This window comes from Salipiger sp. 1_MG-2023 (assembly GCF_030547555.1).
GTDB lineage: Bacteria > Pseudomonadota > Alphaproteobacteria > Rhodobacterales > Rhodobacteraceae > Salipiger.
Genome location: NZ_JAUOQN010000018.1, coordinates 26,448 through 44,861 on the forward strand (window position 1 = coordinate 26,448; position 18,414 = coordinate 44,861).

An 18,414-nucleotide genomic window follows, 5' to 3' on the forward strand; every position below is an offset into this window, starting at 1 on the left:
TTTAAGGGCAAGATGAAGAGGGGCGCCTTACGGGAAGCTTGGGGCGCGGCGGATTTCGCCGGTCTGAAGGCCTGCAAAGTTGAGCACGTCGGGGTTGAGCGAGCGTTTCACGTCGGGGTGGTCCGGGTCGAGCACGCCAAGGGAGGCGAGAATCGCCGCGACGGCGCAATCTGCGGCGCGGGTCGCACCGTCGGTGATCTTGAGCGCAAGGCCCTGACGGCGCTGCGGCAGGATGGCGATGAAAAAGCCTTCGGCGCCGGTCTTGATCGCGACCGGCTCTTTGGCGGCACGCATCAGATGGGTGCAGGCGCGGCCCTCGCCTGCGACAAGCAGCGGATGGGCGATCATCGCCTGCGTGAGCGCGGCGGCGGCCTTTGAGAGCGTATCAGAGCGGGTATGCGCCGAGGCGTAGAACGCCATTGCCCGCGCCATGCCGTGCATCGTGGTTGCGAAGTTCGGCGCCGAGCAGCCGTCGATGCCGAAGCCCGGGGTCGGGGCACCGGTGACGGTCTCGAACAGCTCCTTCACCGAAGTCTGCACCGGGTGGGCGGGATCGACGTAATCCGGCCCGGCCTTGAGGTGTCTGGTCAGCGTCAGAAAGCCCGCGTGTTTGCCCGAACAGTTGTTATGCACCCGGCAGGGGCTTTGGCCATCGCGGATCATTTGCAGTTTCAGCGCGCTGTCACGGGAGGGTTGCGGGCCACAGATCAGGTCATTGTCGCTCAGTTCCAGATCGCTCAGCCAGGCGTTGACCGCTGCCACATGCACCGGCGCGCCTTCGTGCGAGGCGCAGGACAGGGCCAGCCGCTCTGTGCTCAGCCCGAAGGCTTCTGCCGCGCCCGAAGCGACCAGCGGCAGCGCCTGAAGCATCTTTGCCGAGCTGCGCGGCAGGATCACCGTGTCCGGATCTCCCCAGGCTTGCGCGATCTCTCCGGTCTCGTCGCACAGAACAGCATGACCAAGATGGGCGCTTTCCGCGAAGGGGCCGCGGATGATGTCGACCATGGGCACGGGGGGCTGTTGCATCTGGGGTCCTCACAATCAGGCGATATCTTGCCAACAGGGGCTTTATGGGCGCAGGTTTTTCAGTCTATCCTGCCGCGGTCGAGTAGTAACGGCCTATGCGCTTCGTGTGCCCCGCTGGTCAAGACCCGGGAGCCATGCGAGGAGGCAGGCGTCGAGGAAATAAGACAGCTGGAGGCTGCAGGACATGAAGGCATTTCGCTCTTCCATGATCGGGGCATTGACCGGGGCCGTTGCGCTTGCTTTCGCAGGGGTGGCTACGGCGCAGGAAGAAAGTCAGAACCGCGTCAACGCGATCACCGACTGGTCGGTATTCGAGGGGGACAACCCGCGCGAATGCTGGGCGGTGACCACCTATAAGGAAAGCGTCAACAGCAAGGACGGGCGCGTTGTGTCGGTCAGGCGGGGCGATATCCTGCTGATGGTGTTCTATCGCCCCGGCGCGAATGTGGCCGGGCAGGTGGCGTTTACCGGCGGCTATCCCTTTGCCCCCGGGTCGACCGTCAATGCCAATGTCAGCGGCAACCAGTTCGAGCTTTACGTTGACGGAGAATGGGCGTGGCCCGCGTCTCCGGCGGATGATGCCAAGCTGATCGCCGCGATGCGATCCGGCTCTGATGCGGTGCTGACGGCGCATTCGGCGCGCGGCACGCAGACCAAGGATACCTTTTCGCTGATGGGGTTCACCGCCGCGATCGAAGACGCCGAGAAGCGCTGCAAGTAAGCTAGCGGCGCGCGAGGAAGCGTGCCGCGATCTCACCGGACAGAAAGGCGATCTCGCCGCCCGCGATGGTGGCGGCGATGCGGCCCGTGCCCCGGTGCCGGATCACGAGATCGGCGCGCAGCCCGGGTTCGATTCGCCCCCGGTCGTGCAGACCCAGCAGGCGGGCCGGACCCTCTGACACCAGCCGCCACGCGCCGGCTTCGTCCCGCAGGCCCAGTTCGACGCAGCGCCACGCGGCGCGGGCCGGGGCGGGGTAGTGGTAATCCGATGCCAGCGCGTCGCATAGCCCGTTCCCGATCAGCTCTGCCGCCGCGATGTTGCCCGCGTGCGATGCGCCGCGCACCACGTTGGGCGCGCCTAGCACGATGCCATCGCCAGCCTCCCGCGCTGCCCGCGCCGCGTCCAGCGTTTCGGGAAATTCCGACAGCCGCGCACCGCGGGCACGCCATATTGCGCGATCTTCGGCGCTGCGGTCATCGTGGCTGCCAAGGATCACCCCGCGCGCGCGCAGCCTTGCGCAGAGCGCATCCAGCGCGGCGGGAACCTCGGCGCGGCGCTCGTGCAGGGCGGTCATCAGCGCCAGATGGGCTTCTGGCGAGCGGCCCGATTTCAGCGCTTGCCCGGTCAGCCGCTGCGGCTTTCGCCCCGATGCCAACCGGTCGTGCTGCAGATGATCGTTGAACACCACCTGCCCGATGCCCCAGCGCGCCACAGCCGCTTCGGCATCGGCGAAACTGTCGAGGAAATGCGTCTCCAGCCGCAGTTGCAGCCGCAGATCCACCGGCACCGTCGGCGCGACGGCGTGTACCGCGGCAAAGACCTCGGCCGCGAACTCCGGCCCGCGCATCCCGCCTTCCCAAGACCAGAACTGCGCCAGCATCGCCGTGGTGATGCCGTTCGCCGCCAGCTCATGCGCGCAGGCAAGCACGCCCGCCGTGCTTTCGCGCAAGGCACCGCGCCGGGGGGCCATGTGGCGCTCGAAGCCATCGCCGTGGATGTCGACGATGCCGGGCAGAATGTCGTAACCGCTCAGATCGACGCGCGCACCATCGCCGCCGATCCGCCCGTCGGCGATGCTCAGACAAGCGTCATCCCATCCGGCGGGGCGCATCACCCGCGCGCCTTCAAAGCTCAGTGCGATCATCTCGTGGCCTCCTGTCGGGGGTCGCAATAAGCCCTTCCGCCGCCCCGATAAAGGTGCAAAACTTGGGGCATGACATCTCCCCGCCTTGCCGCGCGCGCGCTGATCCTGATTGATGATCGACTGCTGCTGGTCAACGCTTATGGCGGTGGCCTCAGCGATCTTTGGTGCGCGCCCGGCGGCGGCGTGGAAAAGGGCAGCTCGCTGCACGACAATCTGGCGCGCGAAGTGCATGAGGAATGCGGCCTGTCGGTGACGGTGGGCGCCTTGGCGCTGGTCAATGAATTCCACGCGCCGGAACATGGCTTCCATCAGGTCGAGCTGTTCTTTCGCTGCGCCCTCGCGGGCGGCACGCTGTCCGATGACTGGCAAGACCCCGAAGGCGTGGTCACCCGGCGCCGCCTGTTTTCGCGGAGCGAGTTGTCGGGCATCCGGTTCAAGCCCGACAGCCTGTTGCAGGCCGCATGGGGCGACGGTGTGCGATACGATCCGCTGGAACGGATTGTCCGGTAATGATGGGCTATCTTGCACGGCGGCTGGTCAGTCTTGCGCTCAGCCTTGTCGTCGCCTCGGCGGTGATCTTCCTCGTGGTCGAGGTGGCGCCGGGCGATCCCGCCAGCTTCATGCTGGGGATGAACGCGCAACCCGATACGGTCGCGGCGCTGCGCAGCGAACTGAGGCTCGATCTGCCGCCCGTGCAACGCTACCTCGCATGGATCGGCGGCATGATGACCGGTGATTTCGGGGTTTCCTACACCTATCGCGCGCCGGTGGCGCAGATGGTCGCCGAGCGGGTGCAGGTGTCGCTGCCGCTGGCGCTGCTGGCGCTGGGGCTGGCGGTGGTCATCGCGCTGCCCGCCGGGATCGTCGCGGCGACGCATCGCGGCAAGGCCGCGGATCTGGGCGTTGTCGGGGCGACGCAGCTGGGCGTTGCGATTCCCAACTTCTGGTTCGCCATGCTGCTGGTGCTGCTTTTCGCGCTGAAGCTGCGTTGGTTCAGCGCCGGCGGCTTTCCGGGTTGGAGCGACCCGGTCATGGCGCTGAAATCGCTGACCCTTCCGGCGGTGGCGCTGGCGCTGCCGCAGGCGGCGATCCTTGCGCGCGTGCTGCGCTCGTCGCTGATCGACATCCTGTCCGAAGATTTCATGCGCACCGCCCGCGCCAAGGGCCTGTCGCGCCGCCAGACGCTCTGGCGCCACGGGCTGAGGGCGGCGCTGATCCCGGTGCTGACCATCCTCGGGCTGCAATTCTCGTTCCTGCTGGCAGGGGCAATCATCATCGAACAAGTGTTCTTCCTGCCCGGCCTTGGGCGGCTGATCTTTCAGGCCATTACCCAGCGCGACCTGATCGTGGTGGAATCCGTCACCATGCTGCTGGTCTTCGCGGTGATCGCGGTGAATTTCCTGACCGATCTCGCCTATGTCGCCGCCGACCCAAGGCTGCGCCGATGAAATCCCTCGTTCTTGGCGCCGTCCTCACCGTGCTGGTCCTCGCCGCCGCCCTGCTGTCTTTTGCCTGGACCCCGGGAGACGTCACCAGCGTCGACATTCCCGCCCGGCTCCAGCCACCATCGGTGCAGCATCTCCTCGGCACTGACCACCTTGGCCGTGACATGCTGAGCATGATCATGACCGGCGCGCGGACCTCTCTGGCCGTGGCGCTGGTGGCGGTGGGCATCGGCATGGGCCTTGGCGTGCCGCTTGGCCTTGCCGCCGCCGCACGGCAGGGCGGTTGGCTCGACGAGACCATCATGCGCTTCAACGATCTGGTCTTCGCCTTCCCCAGCCTCGTCATCGCCATCCTCGTCACGGCGCTGCTTGGTCCCGGCGCGATCAACGCCATCCTCGCCATCGGCATCTTCAACATCCCGGTCTTCGCCCGCCTGACCCGAGGCGCGGCCCTGCCGCTCTGGCATCGCGAATTCATCCTCGCCGCCCGCACCGCCGGTAAATCCGCCCTGCGCATCAGCGTCGAACATATCCTGCCCAACACAATGAACCTGCTGATCGTGCAGGGCACCATTCAGTTCTCGCTCGGCATCCTCGCCGAAGCCGGGCTCAGCTACGTCGGCCTTGGCGCGCAGCCGCCAATCCCGTCCTGGGGCCGGATGCTCGCCGATGCACAAACCATGGTCGCCCTCGCGCCGCATGTCGCCATCATCCCCGGCACGGCCATCGTCCTGACCGTCCTCGGCCTCAACCTGCTCGGAGACGGGCTGCGCGATCGCCTCGATCCACGCCTGCAAGGACGCGCCGCCTGATGTCTTCTTCTGGCCTCAAATATCCCGGGGGGGAGCCGCAGGCGGGGGGGCAGCGCCCCCCCTTGCTTGCCCTCGATCACCTGTCGCTGCGCATCCATGACACGCCGATCCTGCACGATGTCTCGCTGTCTCTGGCCGCCGGGGAAATCCTTGCCCTCACCGGTGAATCCGGTTCCGGCAAGTCGATGACCGCCTTTGCAACCATGGGCTTGCTGCCCAAGGGCGCCCGTCCGCAGGGGTGCATCGCGCTGCACGGCACAGATCTTCTGTCCGAAACCGAAGCGCAGATGAGCGCCCGCCGCGGCCGCGACATCGGCATGGTGTTTCAGGAACCGATGACGGCGCTCAACCCGTTTCACCGCATCGGCGATCAGGTCGCCGAAACCATCCGCATTCACCAGAAAACCTCACGGGGCGAAGCGAACAGGCAGGCCGCCGAAACCCTCGCCCGGACCGGCCTCGATCCGGCAAAAATTCCACCCTCGCGCTACCCGCACGAACTCTCCGGCGGCCAGCGCCAGCGCGTCGTCATCGCCATGGCCATTGCGCTCAAGCCAAAGCTGCTGATCGCAGACGAGCCGACCACCGCGCTGGATGTCACCACGCAGGCGCAGATTCTCGATCTGCTGCACGGGCTGGTGCGAAGCGATGGTATGGCGATGCTGCTCATCACCCACGACCTTGCGGTCGTGGCGCAGCACGCCGACCGCATCGCAGTGATGAAGACTGGCCGGATCGTCGAAACCGGGCCCACCGCGCAGGTTCTGGCACAGCGCAAACACCCCTACACCCGCGCGCTGCTCGAGGCGTCAGCGCACCAGCCGCACGTGATGCCCAAGGGCCCCGGCGCCCCGCTGCTGGTGGCCAAGGACGTGGTGCGCAGCTATTCGGGCCGGCGCGCCGGGCTGAAACGCGGTGCGCCGGCGCGTGCCGTCGATGGCGTCAGCCTGACCGTTGCCAGCGGCGAGCGTGTCGGGCTGGTGGGCGAATCCGGCTGCGGGAAATCGACGCTGACCCGCGCCATTCTAGGCCTTGAGCCGGTGCAGGGGGGCAGCATCACCCTTGGCGGTCAACCGGTGGGCAGCAAAGGCACCCGCCGCCAGATGCAGGCGGTGTTTCAGGATCCCTACGGCAGCTTCAACCCGCGCCACCGCGTTGGAAAACTGGTGTCCGAGCCGTTTCACCTCACGGGGGTGGCGCCCGAAACCGCCATCGCCGAGGCGCTTGCCGAGGTTGGCCTTGCCCCCGAAGATGCCCAAAGGCACATCCACGCCTTTTCCGGCGGTCAGCGCCAGCGCATCGCCATTGCCCGCGCGCTGATCATCCGCCCCGAACTGGTGATCTTCGACGAGGCGGTCTCGGCGCTGGATGTACGGGTGCGCGCCCGCATCCTTGATCTGATCGCAGAGCTGACGAACCGGCACGGGTTGGCGTCGCTGTTCATCAGCCATGATCTTGGCGTGGTGCGCGGCATCACCGACCGGGTGCTGGTGATGCGCGCTGGCAAGATCGTCGAACAGGGGCCGACCGCATCGGTGTTTGACAACCCGCAACATTGGTATACCAAATTACTCTTGGATGCGGCGCCCAAGCTGCCGCCCCTCTCGGGAGGAGGAGTTACCGATGCTGGATGGCCTCACGCGCGATAGCGCGCAGATGCTTATTGGCGGGATGTGGCGCGACAGCGCGCAGACCTTGCCGCTGACCAACCCGTCGACCGGAGCCGAGATCGGCCGCATTGCCAAGGGCACGCCCGCCGACATCGACGCCGCCGTGCAGGCCGCACAAGCCGCGCTGGATGGCGCATGGGGCACGATGAGCGCGCTGGAGCGGGGCCGCATCCTGACCCGGATCGGCGTCGCGGTGCTGGAACATGTCGACGAGCTGGCGCAGATCGAGGCGATGGACGTTGGCAAGCCGCTGGGGCAGGCGCGGGCCGATGCGCTGGCGCTGGCGCGCTACTGCGAATTCTACGGCGGTGCAGCAGACAAGATCCATGGTGAGACCATCCCCTATCTGGACGGCTACACCGTCTATACGCTGCGCGAGCCGCATGGCGTCACGGGTCATATCGTGCCGTGGAATTACCCGATGCAGATCATCGGACGTTCGGTCGGGGCGGCCTTGGCGATGGGCAACGCCTGCGTTCTGAAGCCCGCCGAAGATGCATGTTTGACGGCGCTGGCCTTTGCCCGTATCGCGCAGGCGGCGGGGCTGCCCGATGGCGCGCTGAACGTGGTGCCGGGCCTTGGGGCCGAGGCCGGGGCGGCGCTTGCCGGGCATCCGGGGGTGAACCACGTCAGCTTTACCGGCTCGGTCGGGGCCGGGGCGGCGGTGCAGCAGGCGGCGGGGGCCAACGTGGTGCCGGTGACGCTGGAACTGGGGGGCAAGTCGCCGCAGCTGGTGTTTGCCGATGCCGATCTGGATGCTGCGCTGCCGTTTCTGGTCAATGCCGGGCTTCAGAACGCCGGGCAGACCTGCTCGGCTGCCTCGCGTATTCTGGTGCAGCGCGAAGTGCTGGAGGAGGTCTCGCAGCGCATGGCCGAGGCTTATGCCGCCAAGGTCGTCGGCCCGGCGATGGATGATCCCGACATTGGGCCGCTGATCAACGCAAGACAGAAAGCGCGGGTCGAAGGGTTTATCGCCCAAGGCGCGGATTTGCCGCTGCTGGCGCGGGCGCAACTGGCCGAAGGGGTGCCCGAGGGCGGGCATTACGTGCGCCCGGCATTGTTTGGCCCGGTGCCGCCCGATCATGTGCTGGCGCGCGAGGAAATCTTTGGCCCGGTGCAGGTGATCATCCCGTTCGATACCGAAGACGAGGCGCTGCGCCTCGCCAACAGCACCGATTACGGGCTGGTCGCCAGCGTCTGGTCCGACAGCGGCGCGCGCCAGATGCGCTTGGCCAAACGGCTGCGGGCGGGGCAGGTGTTCATCAACAATTACGGGGCCGGGGGCGGCGTTGAACTGCCCTTTGGCGGCACTGGAAAATCGGGCCACGGGCGCGAAAAGGGTTTCGAGGCGCTCTACGGGTTCTCGGTGCTCAAGACCGTCGCGGCGCGGCACGGATGAGGGGGACGACATGAGATTGCAAGGCAAGAGCGCCATCGTGACCGGCGCAGGATCAGGCTTTGGCGAGGGCATCGCCATGCGCTTCGCTGCCGAGGGGGCGCAGGTTCTGGTGGCCGACATCAACCTCGAGGGCGCCGAACGGGTCGCGGCAGCCTGTGGCGGCGTGGCGCAGCGCGTCGATGTGGCCGATGGCGCCAGCGTCGAGGCGATGGTGGTGGCCGCGCAGGCCGGTTTTGGCAAGGTCGACATTTTGGTGAACAACGCCGGGGTGACGCATCTGCCAGCCTATATGGAAGATGTGAGCGAGGCGGATTTCGACCGGGTCTTTGCGGTGAACTGCAAGTCGGTCTACCTGACGGCGCGGGCGCTGGTGCCGGGGATGAAGGCCGCCGGGGCAGGGGCGATCCTGAACGTGGCGTCTACGGCGGGGGTGTCGCCCCGGCCCAAGCTCAACTGGTACAACAGTTCCAAGGGCTGGATGAACACCGCGACGCGGGCGATGGCGGTGGAGCTTGCACCCTTCGGCGTGCGGGTGAACGCGATCAACCCGGTGGCGGGGGACACGCCGTTGCTGTCAAGCTTTATGGGTGAGGACACCCCGGAGATCCGCGCGAAGTTTCTGTCGACCATCCCGTTGGGGCGGTTTTCGACCCCTGAAGATATGGCGAACGCGGCGCTTTTTCTGTGCTCGGACGAGGCGTCGATGGTGACAGGCGTGTGCATGCAGGTAGACGGCGGGCGCTGTATCTGAGGCCTTGCCCGGTGGCGAGGGGGATTGGGGGCGCTGCCCCCGTCTCCTTGCGGAGACTCCCCCGGGATATTTTGAGCCAGAAGAAGAGAGGGCGCGGTGTCGGGAGCGACGGGCTGTGATTCCGGCTGGGTTGGGTCGTGGCTAGAGCCTGATGGGGTCGCGTTACGGGCTGTGCGCGTTCAGCGCGCGACCACCACCTTGCGCCCGCGGTGTTCGAGCAGTTCGAACGGCGTGTCGAAGACCTCGCGCAGGGTGTCTTCGGTCAGCAGGGCGGCGCTGTCGTCCTGCGCCACGATGCGCCCGTCCTTCATGGCGACGATATGATCGGCCCAGCCCGCCGCCGCGTTGATGTCGTGCAGCACGATCACGATGCTGCGTGCCCCGTCCCGCGACAGCGCATGCAGCCGCGCCATCAGGTCGCGGGCATGGCGCGGGTCCAGTGCGTTGAGCGGCTCGTCCAGCAGCATCCACGGCGTTTCCTGTGCCCATGTCATCGCGATGAAGGCGCGCTGGCGCTGCCCGCCCGACAGGGTTGCGATGCTGCGCTCTGCCAGATCACTCAGGGCAAAGGCGACCAATGCGCGCTCCACCGCGTCGTGATCGGCCTGCGTGGGGCGACCCTGATGATGTGGCCAGCGGCCAAAGCTGACCAGTTCGTGCACCGTCAGGCGACTGACCAGCGCCGGGCTTTGCTGCAGCAGCGCCACGGCGCGCGCCCGGCTTCGCGGCGGTGCGGTAAACGGGTCCAGCCCGTCGATCCGCACGCTGCCGCAGGACGGTGATTCAAGCCCGGAAATGCAGTGCAGAAGCGTTGACTTCCCCGCACCGTTGGGGCCGATCAGCGCGGTGATGCCGCCGCGGTCCAGCTGGGTCGAGACATTGTGCAGGATCTCGGTTCCGTCGACGACATAGCTCAGGTTCTGGACGTCGATCATCTGGGTCTCCGTTTGAGCACGAGGAAGAGGAAGGCCAGCCCTCCGAAGAATTCCACGATAACCGCCAGCGCCGAGGCGCTGCCGAGCAGCCGTTCGAACACGAATTGCCCCGCGACAAGGATCAGCGCCCCCAGCAGCGCCGCTGCCGGGATCAGCACCGCGTGGCGGTGGGTGCCGGTCAGATGTCGTGCGAGGCTTGCCGTCAGCAGGCCAAGGAAGGTTACCGGGCCGACCAGCGCCGTCGAGACAGACACCATCGCCGCCATCAGCAGCAGCGCGATACGCACCATGCGGTCGTGATCCAGCCCCAGCCCGCGCGCCGTTCCGCGCCCCAATGCGCAGACGTCCAGCGCCGGGGCGAGCCGGAGAGACACGGCCAGCGCGCCCAGCAGAACCACCGCAGACACCCCAAGCTGCCCCGGGTCGACCGCGCCGAAGCTGGCGAACATCGCCTGTTGCACCACGGCGAAATCCGATGGGTCCATGAGGCGCTGCACCATCTCGGACGCGCCGCGCAGCAGCACACCAAGGATGATGCCGGTGAGGATCATCCGGGTGATGTCTTTCGCATCGCGCCGCAGCAGCAGCCCGAACAGCAGCACCGAGCCGAGGCCCATCGCGCTGACCTCCATCACGAAGCGCAGCCCCGAGGGGATCTGCGCAAAGCCGACGCCGCCAAGCGCCGCGACCAGCAGCGTTTGCAGCAGCACGAACAGCGCGTCAAAGCCGACGAGCCCCGGTGTCAGCAGACGGTTGCCCGCAACCGTCTGGAACAGCACGGTGGCAGCGCCGGTGGCGGCCCCGACGCAGACCAGCGCGCCCAGCTTTGCGGCGCGCAGTTCAAGGATGAAGCCATAGGGCGCACGGATCTGCCAGCACAGGAACGCGCCCGCGAGCAGCAGCAGCCCAAGGCCAAGCCAAAGCACCCGGCGCTCAGCCATGCCGCGCCCTCGGGGCGGCGTGCAGCAGCCACAAGAAGACCCCCGCGCCAAGCACTGCGATCACCGTCGCGGCAGGAATTTCAAACGGATAGCGCACTGCACGCCCGATCACGTCGGCGCCCAGCAGCAATGCGCCGCCACCGATGGCCACCATCGGCAGGTTGGCGCGCAGATTGTCGCCGCGCCAGCGCGCCACCAGATTGGGCGCGACCAGCCCGACGAAGGGGAAGGCTCCGACCGTCACCAGCACCAAGGCCGTGATCACCGACACCACCACCAGCCCGAGGGCCCGCGTTTGCCGGTAATTCAGCCCAAGGCTGCGCGCCTGCGTCTCGCCCAGCCCAAGAATGGTGATCCGGTCCGCCACCAGATACAGCAGCCCGGCCAGCGCCGCGATCGCCCAGAGCCATTCGTACCGCCCCATCATGACACCAGAAAATTCACCCAGCCGCCACGCGCCAAGATATTGCACGAGGTCCTCTGCCCAGGCGAACCAGATGCCGATGGCGCCAAGGATGCCTCCGTAGACGATCCCGACAATGGGCAGCAACATCGCGTCGTCGCGCGGCAGGCGTTTCGCCAGTGCCAGAAAGCCGATCATGCCGACCAGCGCGCAGGCGGCGGCGATCAGCATCTTGCCGGCAACCGCCATGCCGGGCGCGATCAGCGTCACCGCCAGCAGGCCCAGCATCGATGCCTCCGGCGCGCCGGTGAGCGACGGTTCCACAAGGCGGTTCTGCACCACCTGCTGCACCACCACCCCGGCCAGCGCCAGCCCCGCCCCGGCCAGCAACGCCGCCATGGTGCGGGGAATGCGGCTCACCAGCAGCAGCCAGCCGTCGCTCTCAAGGCTCGCCGCCCCAAGCAGCAGGCTGACCGCGATCAGCGCCGCAAGCGCGGCAAAGGTGGTGAGCCAGCCGCGCATGTCAGCCCTGCACGTCCGAAAACGCTTCGGTCAGCTGGTCCAGCGTGTGCATCATCGAATGGGCGCCGCCCCCCGAGATATAGATGGGCGCGGCATCAAGATACACGATGTGCCCATTCTGCGCCGCCTTGGTGCGCGCCACGATGGGGTTGTCGAGCGTCGCCTGCGCTGCCTCGCTACCCGCCTGAATCGCCGCGCCGCGGTCGATCACCAGCAGCCAGTCGGGATCGGTTTCGGCAAGGAATTCAAAGCTGATCGCCTGACCGTGGGTGTCGGCCTCCAACCCCGGATGGGCTTGCGGCAGGCCGACCGCATCGTGGATCCAGCCAAACCGGCTGCCGGCGCCAAAGGCCGAGATCTTGCCGCCATTGGTCAGGATGACCAGCGCGTTGCCCTTGCCCGCAACCGCGTCGCGCGCGGCGGCCAGCTTGTCGTCAAGTTGCGCTTCGAGCGCTTGCGCCTGTTCTTCGCGGTTCAGCAGGGTGCCGAAGGCCTTGATGCGCGCGCGGGTCTGATCGACCATGCCGTTGCCCTGAATCGTCATGTCGATGGTGGGGGCGACGCGCGACAGCGGCTCGACCTGCGTGGCAGAGCGGCCCCCGGCGATGATCAGATCGGGGGCCATCACGGCCAGTGCCTCGAAATCCGGCTCGAAGAGCGTGCCGACGGTGGTCGCGTCCTTGGAGATTTCCTCGATGTTCTTTAGATACAGCGGCGCGGGAAGCCCGGCGATCGGCTGGCCAAGCGCCGCGATGGTGTCGACCGAAGGCGCATCGAAGACGGCGATGGTCTGCGGCGCTTGCGGCAGCGTGGCGGGGCCGGTGGCAGTTTCGATGGTGACGTCCGCGGCAAAGGCGGGCAGGGCAGTGGCACAGGCCAAAAGCCCTGCCAGAAGGATCGGTCGCATGGGCAAACTCCGGGTCGGGGAACAAAGGGCGTGGCATGGCCCGTCGGCCGGCTTCGCGAATGTTTCCTAGTGATAAGGTCGGGTATAGGCCGGTGGCAATCCCTTCCCTGACTTTTCCGATCAACTTTATGCAAAGACGGAATTCGCGATAGAGGGACTCATCTGGCGAGCGACAAGATCCCCGCGACATCCAGATGTCGTTCCATATGTGCCGCCAGATCGTCGAGCACGCGCAGCACGCCCGCATCGTATCCACCGCGACTGGCCACGCCGAATTGCGCCAGCCACGCGGCGCGAAAGCCATCGTCGCGGAACATGCCGTGCAGATAGCTGCCCTGCACCCGGCCATCGGCGCTGACCGCGCCCTCGGGCTGATCGTCGATATGGGCAAAGGGGCGGGCGCGGTCTGCACCGTCGCTGCGCCCGATGTGGATTTCATAGCCGCGAAACGGCTGCCCGCTGGCGGCATGGGTGGCGGTGGTTTCCGTCAGGCGCTTGTCACCGGTCATCACCGTATCCAGCCGCAGCAGGCCAAGGCCTTGGGTGGTGCCCGCAAGCCCTTCGATCCCTTGTGGGTCAGACACGGTATCCCCCAGCATCTGGTAGCCACCGCAGATCCCAAGCACATGGCCGCCGCGCCGCAGATGCGCCGCAAGGTCGATATCCCAGCCTTGCGCGCGCAGGAACGCAAGATCGCCACGCGTCGATTTCGTCCCCGGAAGGATCACCACATCGGTATCGCCGGGAAGCGCCCGGCACGGCCCGAGCATGGTCAACCGCACGCCCGGTTCCTGCGCCAGCGGGTCGAGATCATCGAAATTGGCGATGCGCGACAGCGCGAAGCAGACGATGTGCAACCCCTTTGCCCGCTTGGGCGTGGCGATATCAAAGGCGTCTTCTGCGGGCAGCTTCCACGCATCGGCGAACCACGGCAGCACGCCTAATCCGGGCCAGCCGGTGTGATCGGAGATCATCGCGTAGCCATCTTCGAACAGGGCCGGATCGCCGCGAAAGCGGTTGACGACAAAGCCGCGAATCATCGCGGCATCATCATGGTCGAGCACCGCCTGCGTGCCGACGATCTGGGCGATCACCCCGCCGCGGTCGATGTCTGCGGCCAGCACCACAGGCACATTCGCCGCCCTTGCAAATCCCATGTTGGCGATGTCGCGGGGGCGCAGGTTGATCTCGGCGGGGCTGCCCGCGCCTTCGACGATCACCAGATCATGCCGTTGCGAGAGCCGCCGGAAACTGTCGAGCACCGCCGTCATAAGACGCGGGCGCTGCGCGGCGTAGTCGCGCGCCTCGGCGGTGGCGATGCGCTTGCCCTGCACGATGATCTGCGCGCCGGTGTCGGTTTGCGGCTTGAGCAGCACCGCGTTCATGTCGCTGTGCAGCGGCAGCCCGCAGGCCAGCGCCTGAAGCGCCTGTGCGCGACCGATCTCGCCGCCATCGACGGTCACGGCGGCGTTGTTCGACATGTTCTGCGGCTTGAACGGCGCCACGTCGATCCCGCGCGCCCGCGCTGCCCGGCACAGCCCTGCCACCAGCAGCGATTTGCCGACGTTGGAGCCGGTACCCTGAATCATGATCGCTGGCATTCGCGTCTTCCTGTTCGGCTGATGAGCCGGTTCTGCTGACGGGGTAGCGGAGCGCGCCGCGCACCGCAATCCGGAGCGAGTCGTGGCGGTGTCGGGGTGGGGGTTTCCCGTCAAAGCTGGGTTTTGTAACCTATCGGAAACCACAGATCCAAGACCTTTGTGATCCTGCGGTGCTGTGGTTTCACAAGAAACGGGCAAAACTCTGCATCCGTGTCAGCGGTCAGAAATCCGCGATATAGTGAACATATACAGAGCCTTGACATGTGTGATCACAAGTTGGATTGGGCTTTGAAACGCCTTGCCCAACCGGCAGGCGACCAAAAATGCAGCGCTGGACAAAACTCTTGCTTTTGCCAAGCGGGCCGCATAGGAGCAGCGGCGGGACACCCTTCCCCAACGAAGGGCATCTATCTGTAAGGTTAGGCTACATGGCTGACAAGCACCCCACCGCACGCCCGGCGAATCCGCGTTTTTCGTCTGGTCCCTGCGCGAAGATCCCCCATTTCACTGTCGACATGCTTGCCGATGCTGCGCTCGGGCGCTCGCATCGTGCCAAGATCGGCAAGGAAAAGCTCGCCGCTGCCATCGAAGGCACCCGCGAGATTCTGGGCATTCCCGCCGATTACAAGATCGGCATCGTTCCCGCCTCTGATACCGGCGCCGTTGAAATGGCGATGTGGTCGCTGCTGGGCGAGCGCAAGGCCACCATGGTTGCATGGGAAAGCTTTGGCGCTGGCTGGGTGACCGATGTGGTCAAGCAGCTCAAGATCGATGCCGAGGTGAAGACCGCCGAATATGGCGAGATCGTCGATCTTGCGACCGTGGATTTCGACACCGACGTGGTGTTCACATGGAACGGCACCACCTCGGGCGTGCGCGTTCCCAACGGCGATGCGATCCCCGCCACCCGCGCTGGCCTGACCATCTGCGACGCCACCAGCGCCGCCTTTGCGCAGGATCTGCCTTGGGACAAGCTGGATGTGACCACCTTCTCTTGGCAGAAGGTGATGGGCGGCGAAGCGGCGCACGGCATGCTGATCCTGTCCCCTCGCGCTGTCGAGCGGCTGGAATCCTACACCCCCGCATGGCCGATGCCGAAAATCTTCCGCCTGACCAAGGGCGGCAAGCTGATCGACGGTATCTTCAAGGGCGAGACCATCAACACGCCCTCGATGCTGGCGGTCGAGGATTATCTCGTGGCGCTGGACTGGGCCCGCGAGATCGGCGGTCTGGCCAAGCTGCAAGAGCGCGCCGATGCCAACGCCAAGGTGTTGTGGGATTTCTGCGACCGTCATGACTGGATCGCCAACCTTGCCACCGATCCGGCGACGCGGTCGAACACGTCCGTCTGCCTCAAGTTCACCGATGATCGCATCAAGGACGGTGCCGCCTTTGCCAAGGCCGTCGCCAAGAAGCTCGAAGAGTACAACGTGGCGCTGGATGTGGGCGCGTATCGCGACGCCCCCGCTGGCCTGCGCATCTGGTGCGGCGCGACAATCGAGGCGTCGGATGTCGAGGCGCTGACCCTCTGGCTGAAATGGGCGTTCGAGTCGGTGCTCGAAGAGCAGACCGCGACCGCCTGATCCCCGGATCATCCTGAAATTCCGCAACGGTGGGCCATCGACGGCCCACCGACCGCTCCCCCCATATCCAAAGGACCATCCCCATGCCCAAGGTTCTCGTTTCCGACAAGCTTTCAGAAACCGCCGTCCAGATTTTCCGCGATCGTGGCATCGAGGTCGATTACCTGCCCGACGTCGGCAAGGACAAGGACAAGCTGGCCGAGATCATCGGCCAGTATGACGGCCTTGCCATCCGTTCGGCCACCAAGGTGACGCCGTCGCTGCTGGAACATGCCACCAACCTCAAGGTTGTTGGCCGCGCTGGCATCGGCACCGACAACGTCGACAAGGAAGCCGCGTCCAAAAAAGGCGTGATCGTGATGAACACGCCCTTCGGCAACATGATCACCACCGCCGAACATGCCATCGCGATGATGTTCTCGGTGGCGCGGCAGATCCCCGAAGCCGATGCCTCGACTCAGGCCGGCAAGTGGGAAAAGTCGAAGTTCATGGGCGTCGAGCTGACCGCCAAGACGCTTGGCGTCATCGGTGCGGGCAACATCGGCGGCATCGTCTGTGACCGTGCGCGCGGCCTCAAGATGAAGGTCGTGGCCTATGATCCCTTCCTGTCGGAAGAGAAGGCCGCCGAGATGCAGATCGAGAAGGTCGAGCTGGACGTGCTGCTCAAGCGCGCCGATTTCATCACGCTGCACGTGCCGCTGACCGATGGCACCCGCAACATCCTGTCCGCCGAAAACCTCGCCAAGACCAAGAAGGGCGTGCGCATCATCAACTGTGCCCGTGGTGGTCTGGTCGATGAAAAGGCGCTGGCCGAGCTGCTGAAATCCGGCCATGTCGCCGGTGCCGCCTTCGACGTGTTCGCCGAAGAGCCTGCCACCGACAACGTGCTGTTCGGCCTGAAAAACGTTGTGTGCACCCCGCACCTTGGCGCGTCGACCACCGAAGCGCAGGAAAACGTCGCGCTTCAGGTCGCCGAGCAGATGTCGGATTACCTGCTGACCGGGGCCGTGACCAACGCGCTCAACATGCCGTCGGTGACCGCCGAGGAAGCCAAGGTCATGGGGCCGTGGATCACCACCGCAGGTCATCTTGGCAACTTCATCGGCCAGATGACCGATGACGAGCCGATCAAGGCGATCAATATCCTGTATGACGGCGAAGCGTCGACGATGAACTTGCAGGCGCTGAACTGCGCGCTGATCGCGGGCATCATGAAGTCGATCAACCCCGAGGTGAACATGGTGTCGGCCCCGGCGCTGGCCAAGGATCGCGGCATCCAGATCGCCACCACCAATCAGGCGCAATCGGGCGTGTTCGAGGGCTATATCAAGGTGACCATCGCCACCCCGACCAAGGAACGCTCGATCGCGGGCACCGTGTTCAGCGACGGCAAGCCGCGCTTCATCCAGATCAAGGGCATCAACATCGACGCCGAGGTTGGCGAGCACATGCTCTACACCACCAACGAGGACATCCCCGGCATCATCGGCACGCTGGGCACCATGCTGGGCGAGCACAAGGTCAACCTTGCGAACTTTACCCTTGGCCGGTCGGTGCAGGGCGGCGAGGCCATCGCGATCGCGTATCTTGATGAGCCGATGAAGGACTCGGCGGTCGCCGCGCTCAAGAACACCGGGCTGTTCCGGCAGGTCAAGCCGCTGCATTTCGACGTGGCCTGATCCCGTCAGGGTCTGACTTTGGGGGCGCTCCTTTTGGGGGCGCCCTTTTTCGTGTCGTGTCCGCAGCGCCATATAGCGCTATCAATCCGGTGCGCCGCCCTTGTTCTGCGCTGCGGCATGACCAAGTATTATCGGGTCAGACAAGGACCAATCCGATGCAACCGATTTTTGCCGTAGGCGACGTTCACGGCTATCTTGATCAGCTTCACATGGCGCTGGACACCATCGAGCGCGAGGGCGGCAAGGATGCCCCCATCGTGTTTACCGGTGATTTCGTCGACCGCGGCCCGGACAGCAAGGGCGTGATCGAGCTGTTGATGCAGGGGCAGGCAGAGGGCAGGCCGTGGGTCTGCATCATGGGCAACCACGACCGCTATCTGCTGCGCTATCTCGACTTTCTCGCCTTTCAGGACCGGCGCACCACGCGTCCGCTGTATTACACCGATCCGCCGATCGGCGGCGACAAGACGCTGGAGAGCTATGGCGTCGATACCGACGTGCGCCGCTGGCCCGAGGATATCCACGCCGACGCGCACAAGGCGATTCCGCAGGCGCATCTTGACTGGATCGCCGCGCTGCCGCGTCTGCACGAGACGCAGGACCAGATCTTTGTTCATGCCGGGCTGCGTCCCGGCGTGGCGCTGCACGATCAGGAAGAGAGCGATCTGCTGTGGATCCGCGAACCGTTCCTCAGCGATACCACCGATTGGGGCCGCGTCGTGGTGCACGGGCATACCGCCCTGCAAGCGCCCGAAGCCTATGTGAACCGCATCAACCTTGATGCCGGCGCGGGCTATGGCCGCCCGCTGGTGCCCTGCCTGATCGAGGGCCGCAAGGGCTTTGCCCTTGGCGCAGAGGGGCGGCGCGCGCTGTAA

The 18,414-nt window shown here is 65.9% G+C and carries 17 protein-coding genes; 10 read left to right on the forward strand and 7 right to left on the reverse strand.

Features of this window, described 5'->3' with window-relative positions:
- Window positions 1–27: 27 nt before the first annotated feature.
- Window positions 28–1,026, reverse strand: a complete 999-nt coding sequence (locus Q4543_RS10660; RefSeq protein WP_303438099.1) for an asparaginase — start codon at window positions 1,024–1,026, stop codon at window positions 28–30.
- A 205-nt stretch (window positions 1,027–1,231) separates the two neighbouring features.
- On the opposite strand from Q4543_RS10660, the gene Q4543_RS10665 reads away from it, so the two are divergent.
- Entirely contained in the window at window positions 1,232–1,747 is a 516-nt protein-coding gene (locus Q4543_RS10665) for an invasion associated locus B family protein (RefSeq protein WP_216003223.1), read from the forward strand.
- Window position 1,748: 1 nt separating this feature from the next.
- Here the strand turns inward: Q4543_RS10665 and Q4543_RS10670 are convergent, their stop codons facing one another.
- Window positions 1,749–2,891 (reverse strand): alpha-D-ribose 1-methylphosphonate 5-triphosphate diphosphatase, encoded by a 1,143-nt coding sequence (locus tag Q4543_RS10670; RefSeq protein WP_303438101.1) that lies wholly within the window; start codon window positions 2,889–2,891, stop codon window positions 1,749–1,751.
- A gap of 69 nt (window positions 2,892–2,960) precedes the next feature.
- Between Q4543_RS10670 and Q4543_RS10675 the strand changes: the two genes are divergently transcribed.
- The 6 genes from Q4543_RS10675 to Q4543_RS10700 are packed head-to-tail and all read left to right on the forward strand — an operon-like array spanning window position 2,961 to window position 8,968.
- Window positions 2,961–3,401: an NUDIX domain-containing protein gene (locus Q4543_RS10675; RefSeq protein WP_216003114.1), complete on the forward strand. Its 441-nt coding sequence runs from the start codon at window positions 2,961–2,963 to the stop codon at window positions 3,399–3,401.
- Window positions 3,401–4,339 carry an ABC transporter permease gene (locus Q4543_RS10680; protein ID WP_303438105.1) on the forward strand — a complete coding sequence of 313 codons (939 nt, stop codon included), beginning with the start codon at window positions 3,401–3,403 and terminating at the stop codon, window positions 4,337–4,339. Before Q4543_RS10675 ends, Q4543_RS10680 begins: the two co-directional genes overlap by 1 nt.
- Window positions 4,336–5,148 carry an ABC transporter permease gene (locus tag Q4543_RS10685; RefSeq protein WP_303438107.1) on the forward strand — a complete coding sequence of 271 codons (813 nt, stop codon included), beginning with the start codon at window positions 4,336–4,338 and terminating at the stop codon, window positions 5,146–5,148. The genes Q4543_RS10680 and Q4543_RS10685 overlap by 4 nt, the downstream gene beginning before the upstream one ends.
- Window positions 5,148–6,797 carry an ABC transporter ATP-binding protein gene (locus tag Q4543_RS10690; RefSeq protein ID WP_303438110.1) on the forward strand — a complete coding sequence of 550 codons (1,650 nt, stop codon included), beginning with the start codon at window positions 5,148–5,150 and terminating at the stop codon, window positions 6,795–6,797. Before Q4543_RS10685 ends, Q4543_RS10690 begins: the two co-directional genes overlap by 1 nt.
- Window positions 6,772–8,217: an aldehyde dehydrogenase family protein gene (locus Q4543_RS10695; RefSeq protein ID WP_303438113.1), complete on the forward strand. Its 1,446-nt coding sequence runs from the start codon at window positions 6,772–6,774 to the stop codon at window positions 8,215–8,217. The genes Q4543_RS10690 and Q4543_RS10695 overlap by 26 nt, the downstream gene beginning before the upstream one ends.
- A gap of 10 nt (window positions 8,218–8,227) precedes the next feature.
- Entirely contained in the window at window positions 8,228–8,968 is a 741-nt protein-coding gene (locus Q4543_RS10700) for an SDR family oxidoreductase (protein ID WP_303438115.1), read from the forward strand.
- Window positions 8,969–9,147: 179 nt separating this feature from the next.
- Here the strand turns inward: Q4543_RS10700 and Q4543_RS10705 are convergent, their stop codons facing one another.
- The 5 genes from Q4543_RS10705 to Q4543_RS10725 all read right to left on the reverse strand — a co-directional run bounded on the left by Q4543_RS10705 (window position 9,148) and on the right by Q4543_RS10725 (window position 14,277).
- The gene (locus tag Q4543_RS10705) at window positions 9,148–9,903 is read right to left on the reverse strand and encodes an ABC transporter ATP-binding protein (RefSeq protein ID WP_303438118.1); all 756 of its coding nucleotides are present in this window, start codon (window positions 9,901–9,903) and stop codon (window positions 9,148–9,150) included.
- Entirely contained in the window at window positions 9,900–10,844 is a 945-nt protein-coding gene (locus Q4543_RS10710; RefSeq protein WP_303438121.1) for an iron chelate uptake ABC transporter family permease subunit, read from the reverse strand. Before Q4543_RS10710 ends, Q4543_RS10705 begins: the two co-directional genes overlap by 4 nt.
- Window positions 10,837–11,769 (reverse strand): iron chelate uptake ABC transporter family permease subunit, encoded by a 933-nt coding sequence (locus Q4543_RS10715; protein ID WP_303438123.1) that lies wholly within the window; start codon window positions 11,767–11,769, stop codon window positions 10,837–10,839. The genes Q4543_RS10710 and Q4543_RS10715 overlap by 8 nt, the downstream gene beginning before the upstream one ends.
- 1 nt (window position 11,770) lies before the next feature.
- Window positions 11,771–12,676, reverse strand: coding sequence for a siderophore ABC transporter substrate-binding protein (locus Q4543_RS10720; protein WP_303438125.1), 906 nt, complete (start codon window positions 12,674–12,676; stop codon window positions 11,771–11,773).
- Window positions 12,677–12,834: 158 nt separating this feature from the next.
- Window positions 12,835–14,277, reverse strand: a complete 1,443-nt coding sequence (locus Q4543_RS10725) for a cobyric acid synthase (RefSeq protein WP_303438127.1) — start codon at window positions 14,275–14,277, stop codon at window positions 12,835–12,837.
- A gap of 428 nt (window positions 14,278–14,705) precedes the next feature.
- Here Q4543_RS10725 and Q4543_RS10730 point away from each other — a divergent pair, with 428 nt between their 5' ends.
- From Q4543_RS10730 to Q4543_RS10740, 3 genes are all read left to right on the forward strand, one after another.
- A complete protein-coding gene (locus Q4543_RS10730) occupies window positions 14,706–15,860 on the forward strand; it encodes a phosphoserine transaminase (RefSeq protein WP_303438129.1) in 1,155 nt (384 codons plus the stop codon).
- Window positions 15,861–15,943: 83 nt separating this feature from the next.
- Window positions 15,944–17,539 carry a phosphoglycerate dehydrogenase gene (gene serA / locus Q4543_RS10735; RefSeq protein WP_303438131.1) on the forward strand — a complete coding sequence of 532 codons (1,596 nt, stop codon included), beginning with the start codon at window positions 15,944–15,946 and terminating at the stop codon, window positions 17,537–17,539.
- A gap of 155 nt (window positions 17,540–17,694) precedes the next feature.
- On the forward strand, window positions 17,695–18,414 hold the full coding sequence (locus Q4543_RS10740) for a metallophosphoesterase family protein (RefSeq protein ID WP_216003101.1): 720 nt from the start codon (window positions 17,695–17,697) through the stop codon (window positions 18,412–18,414).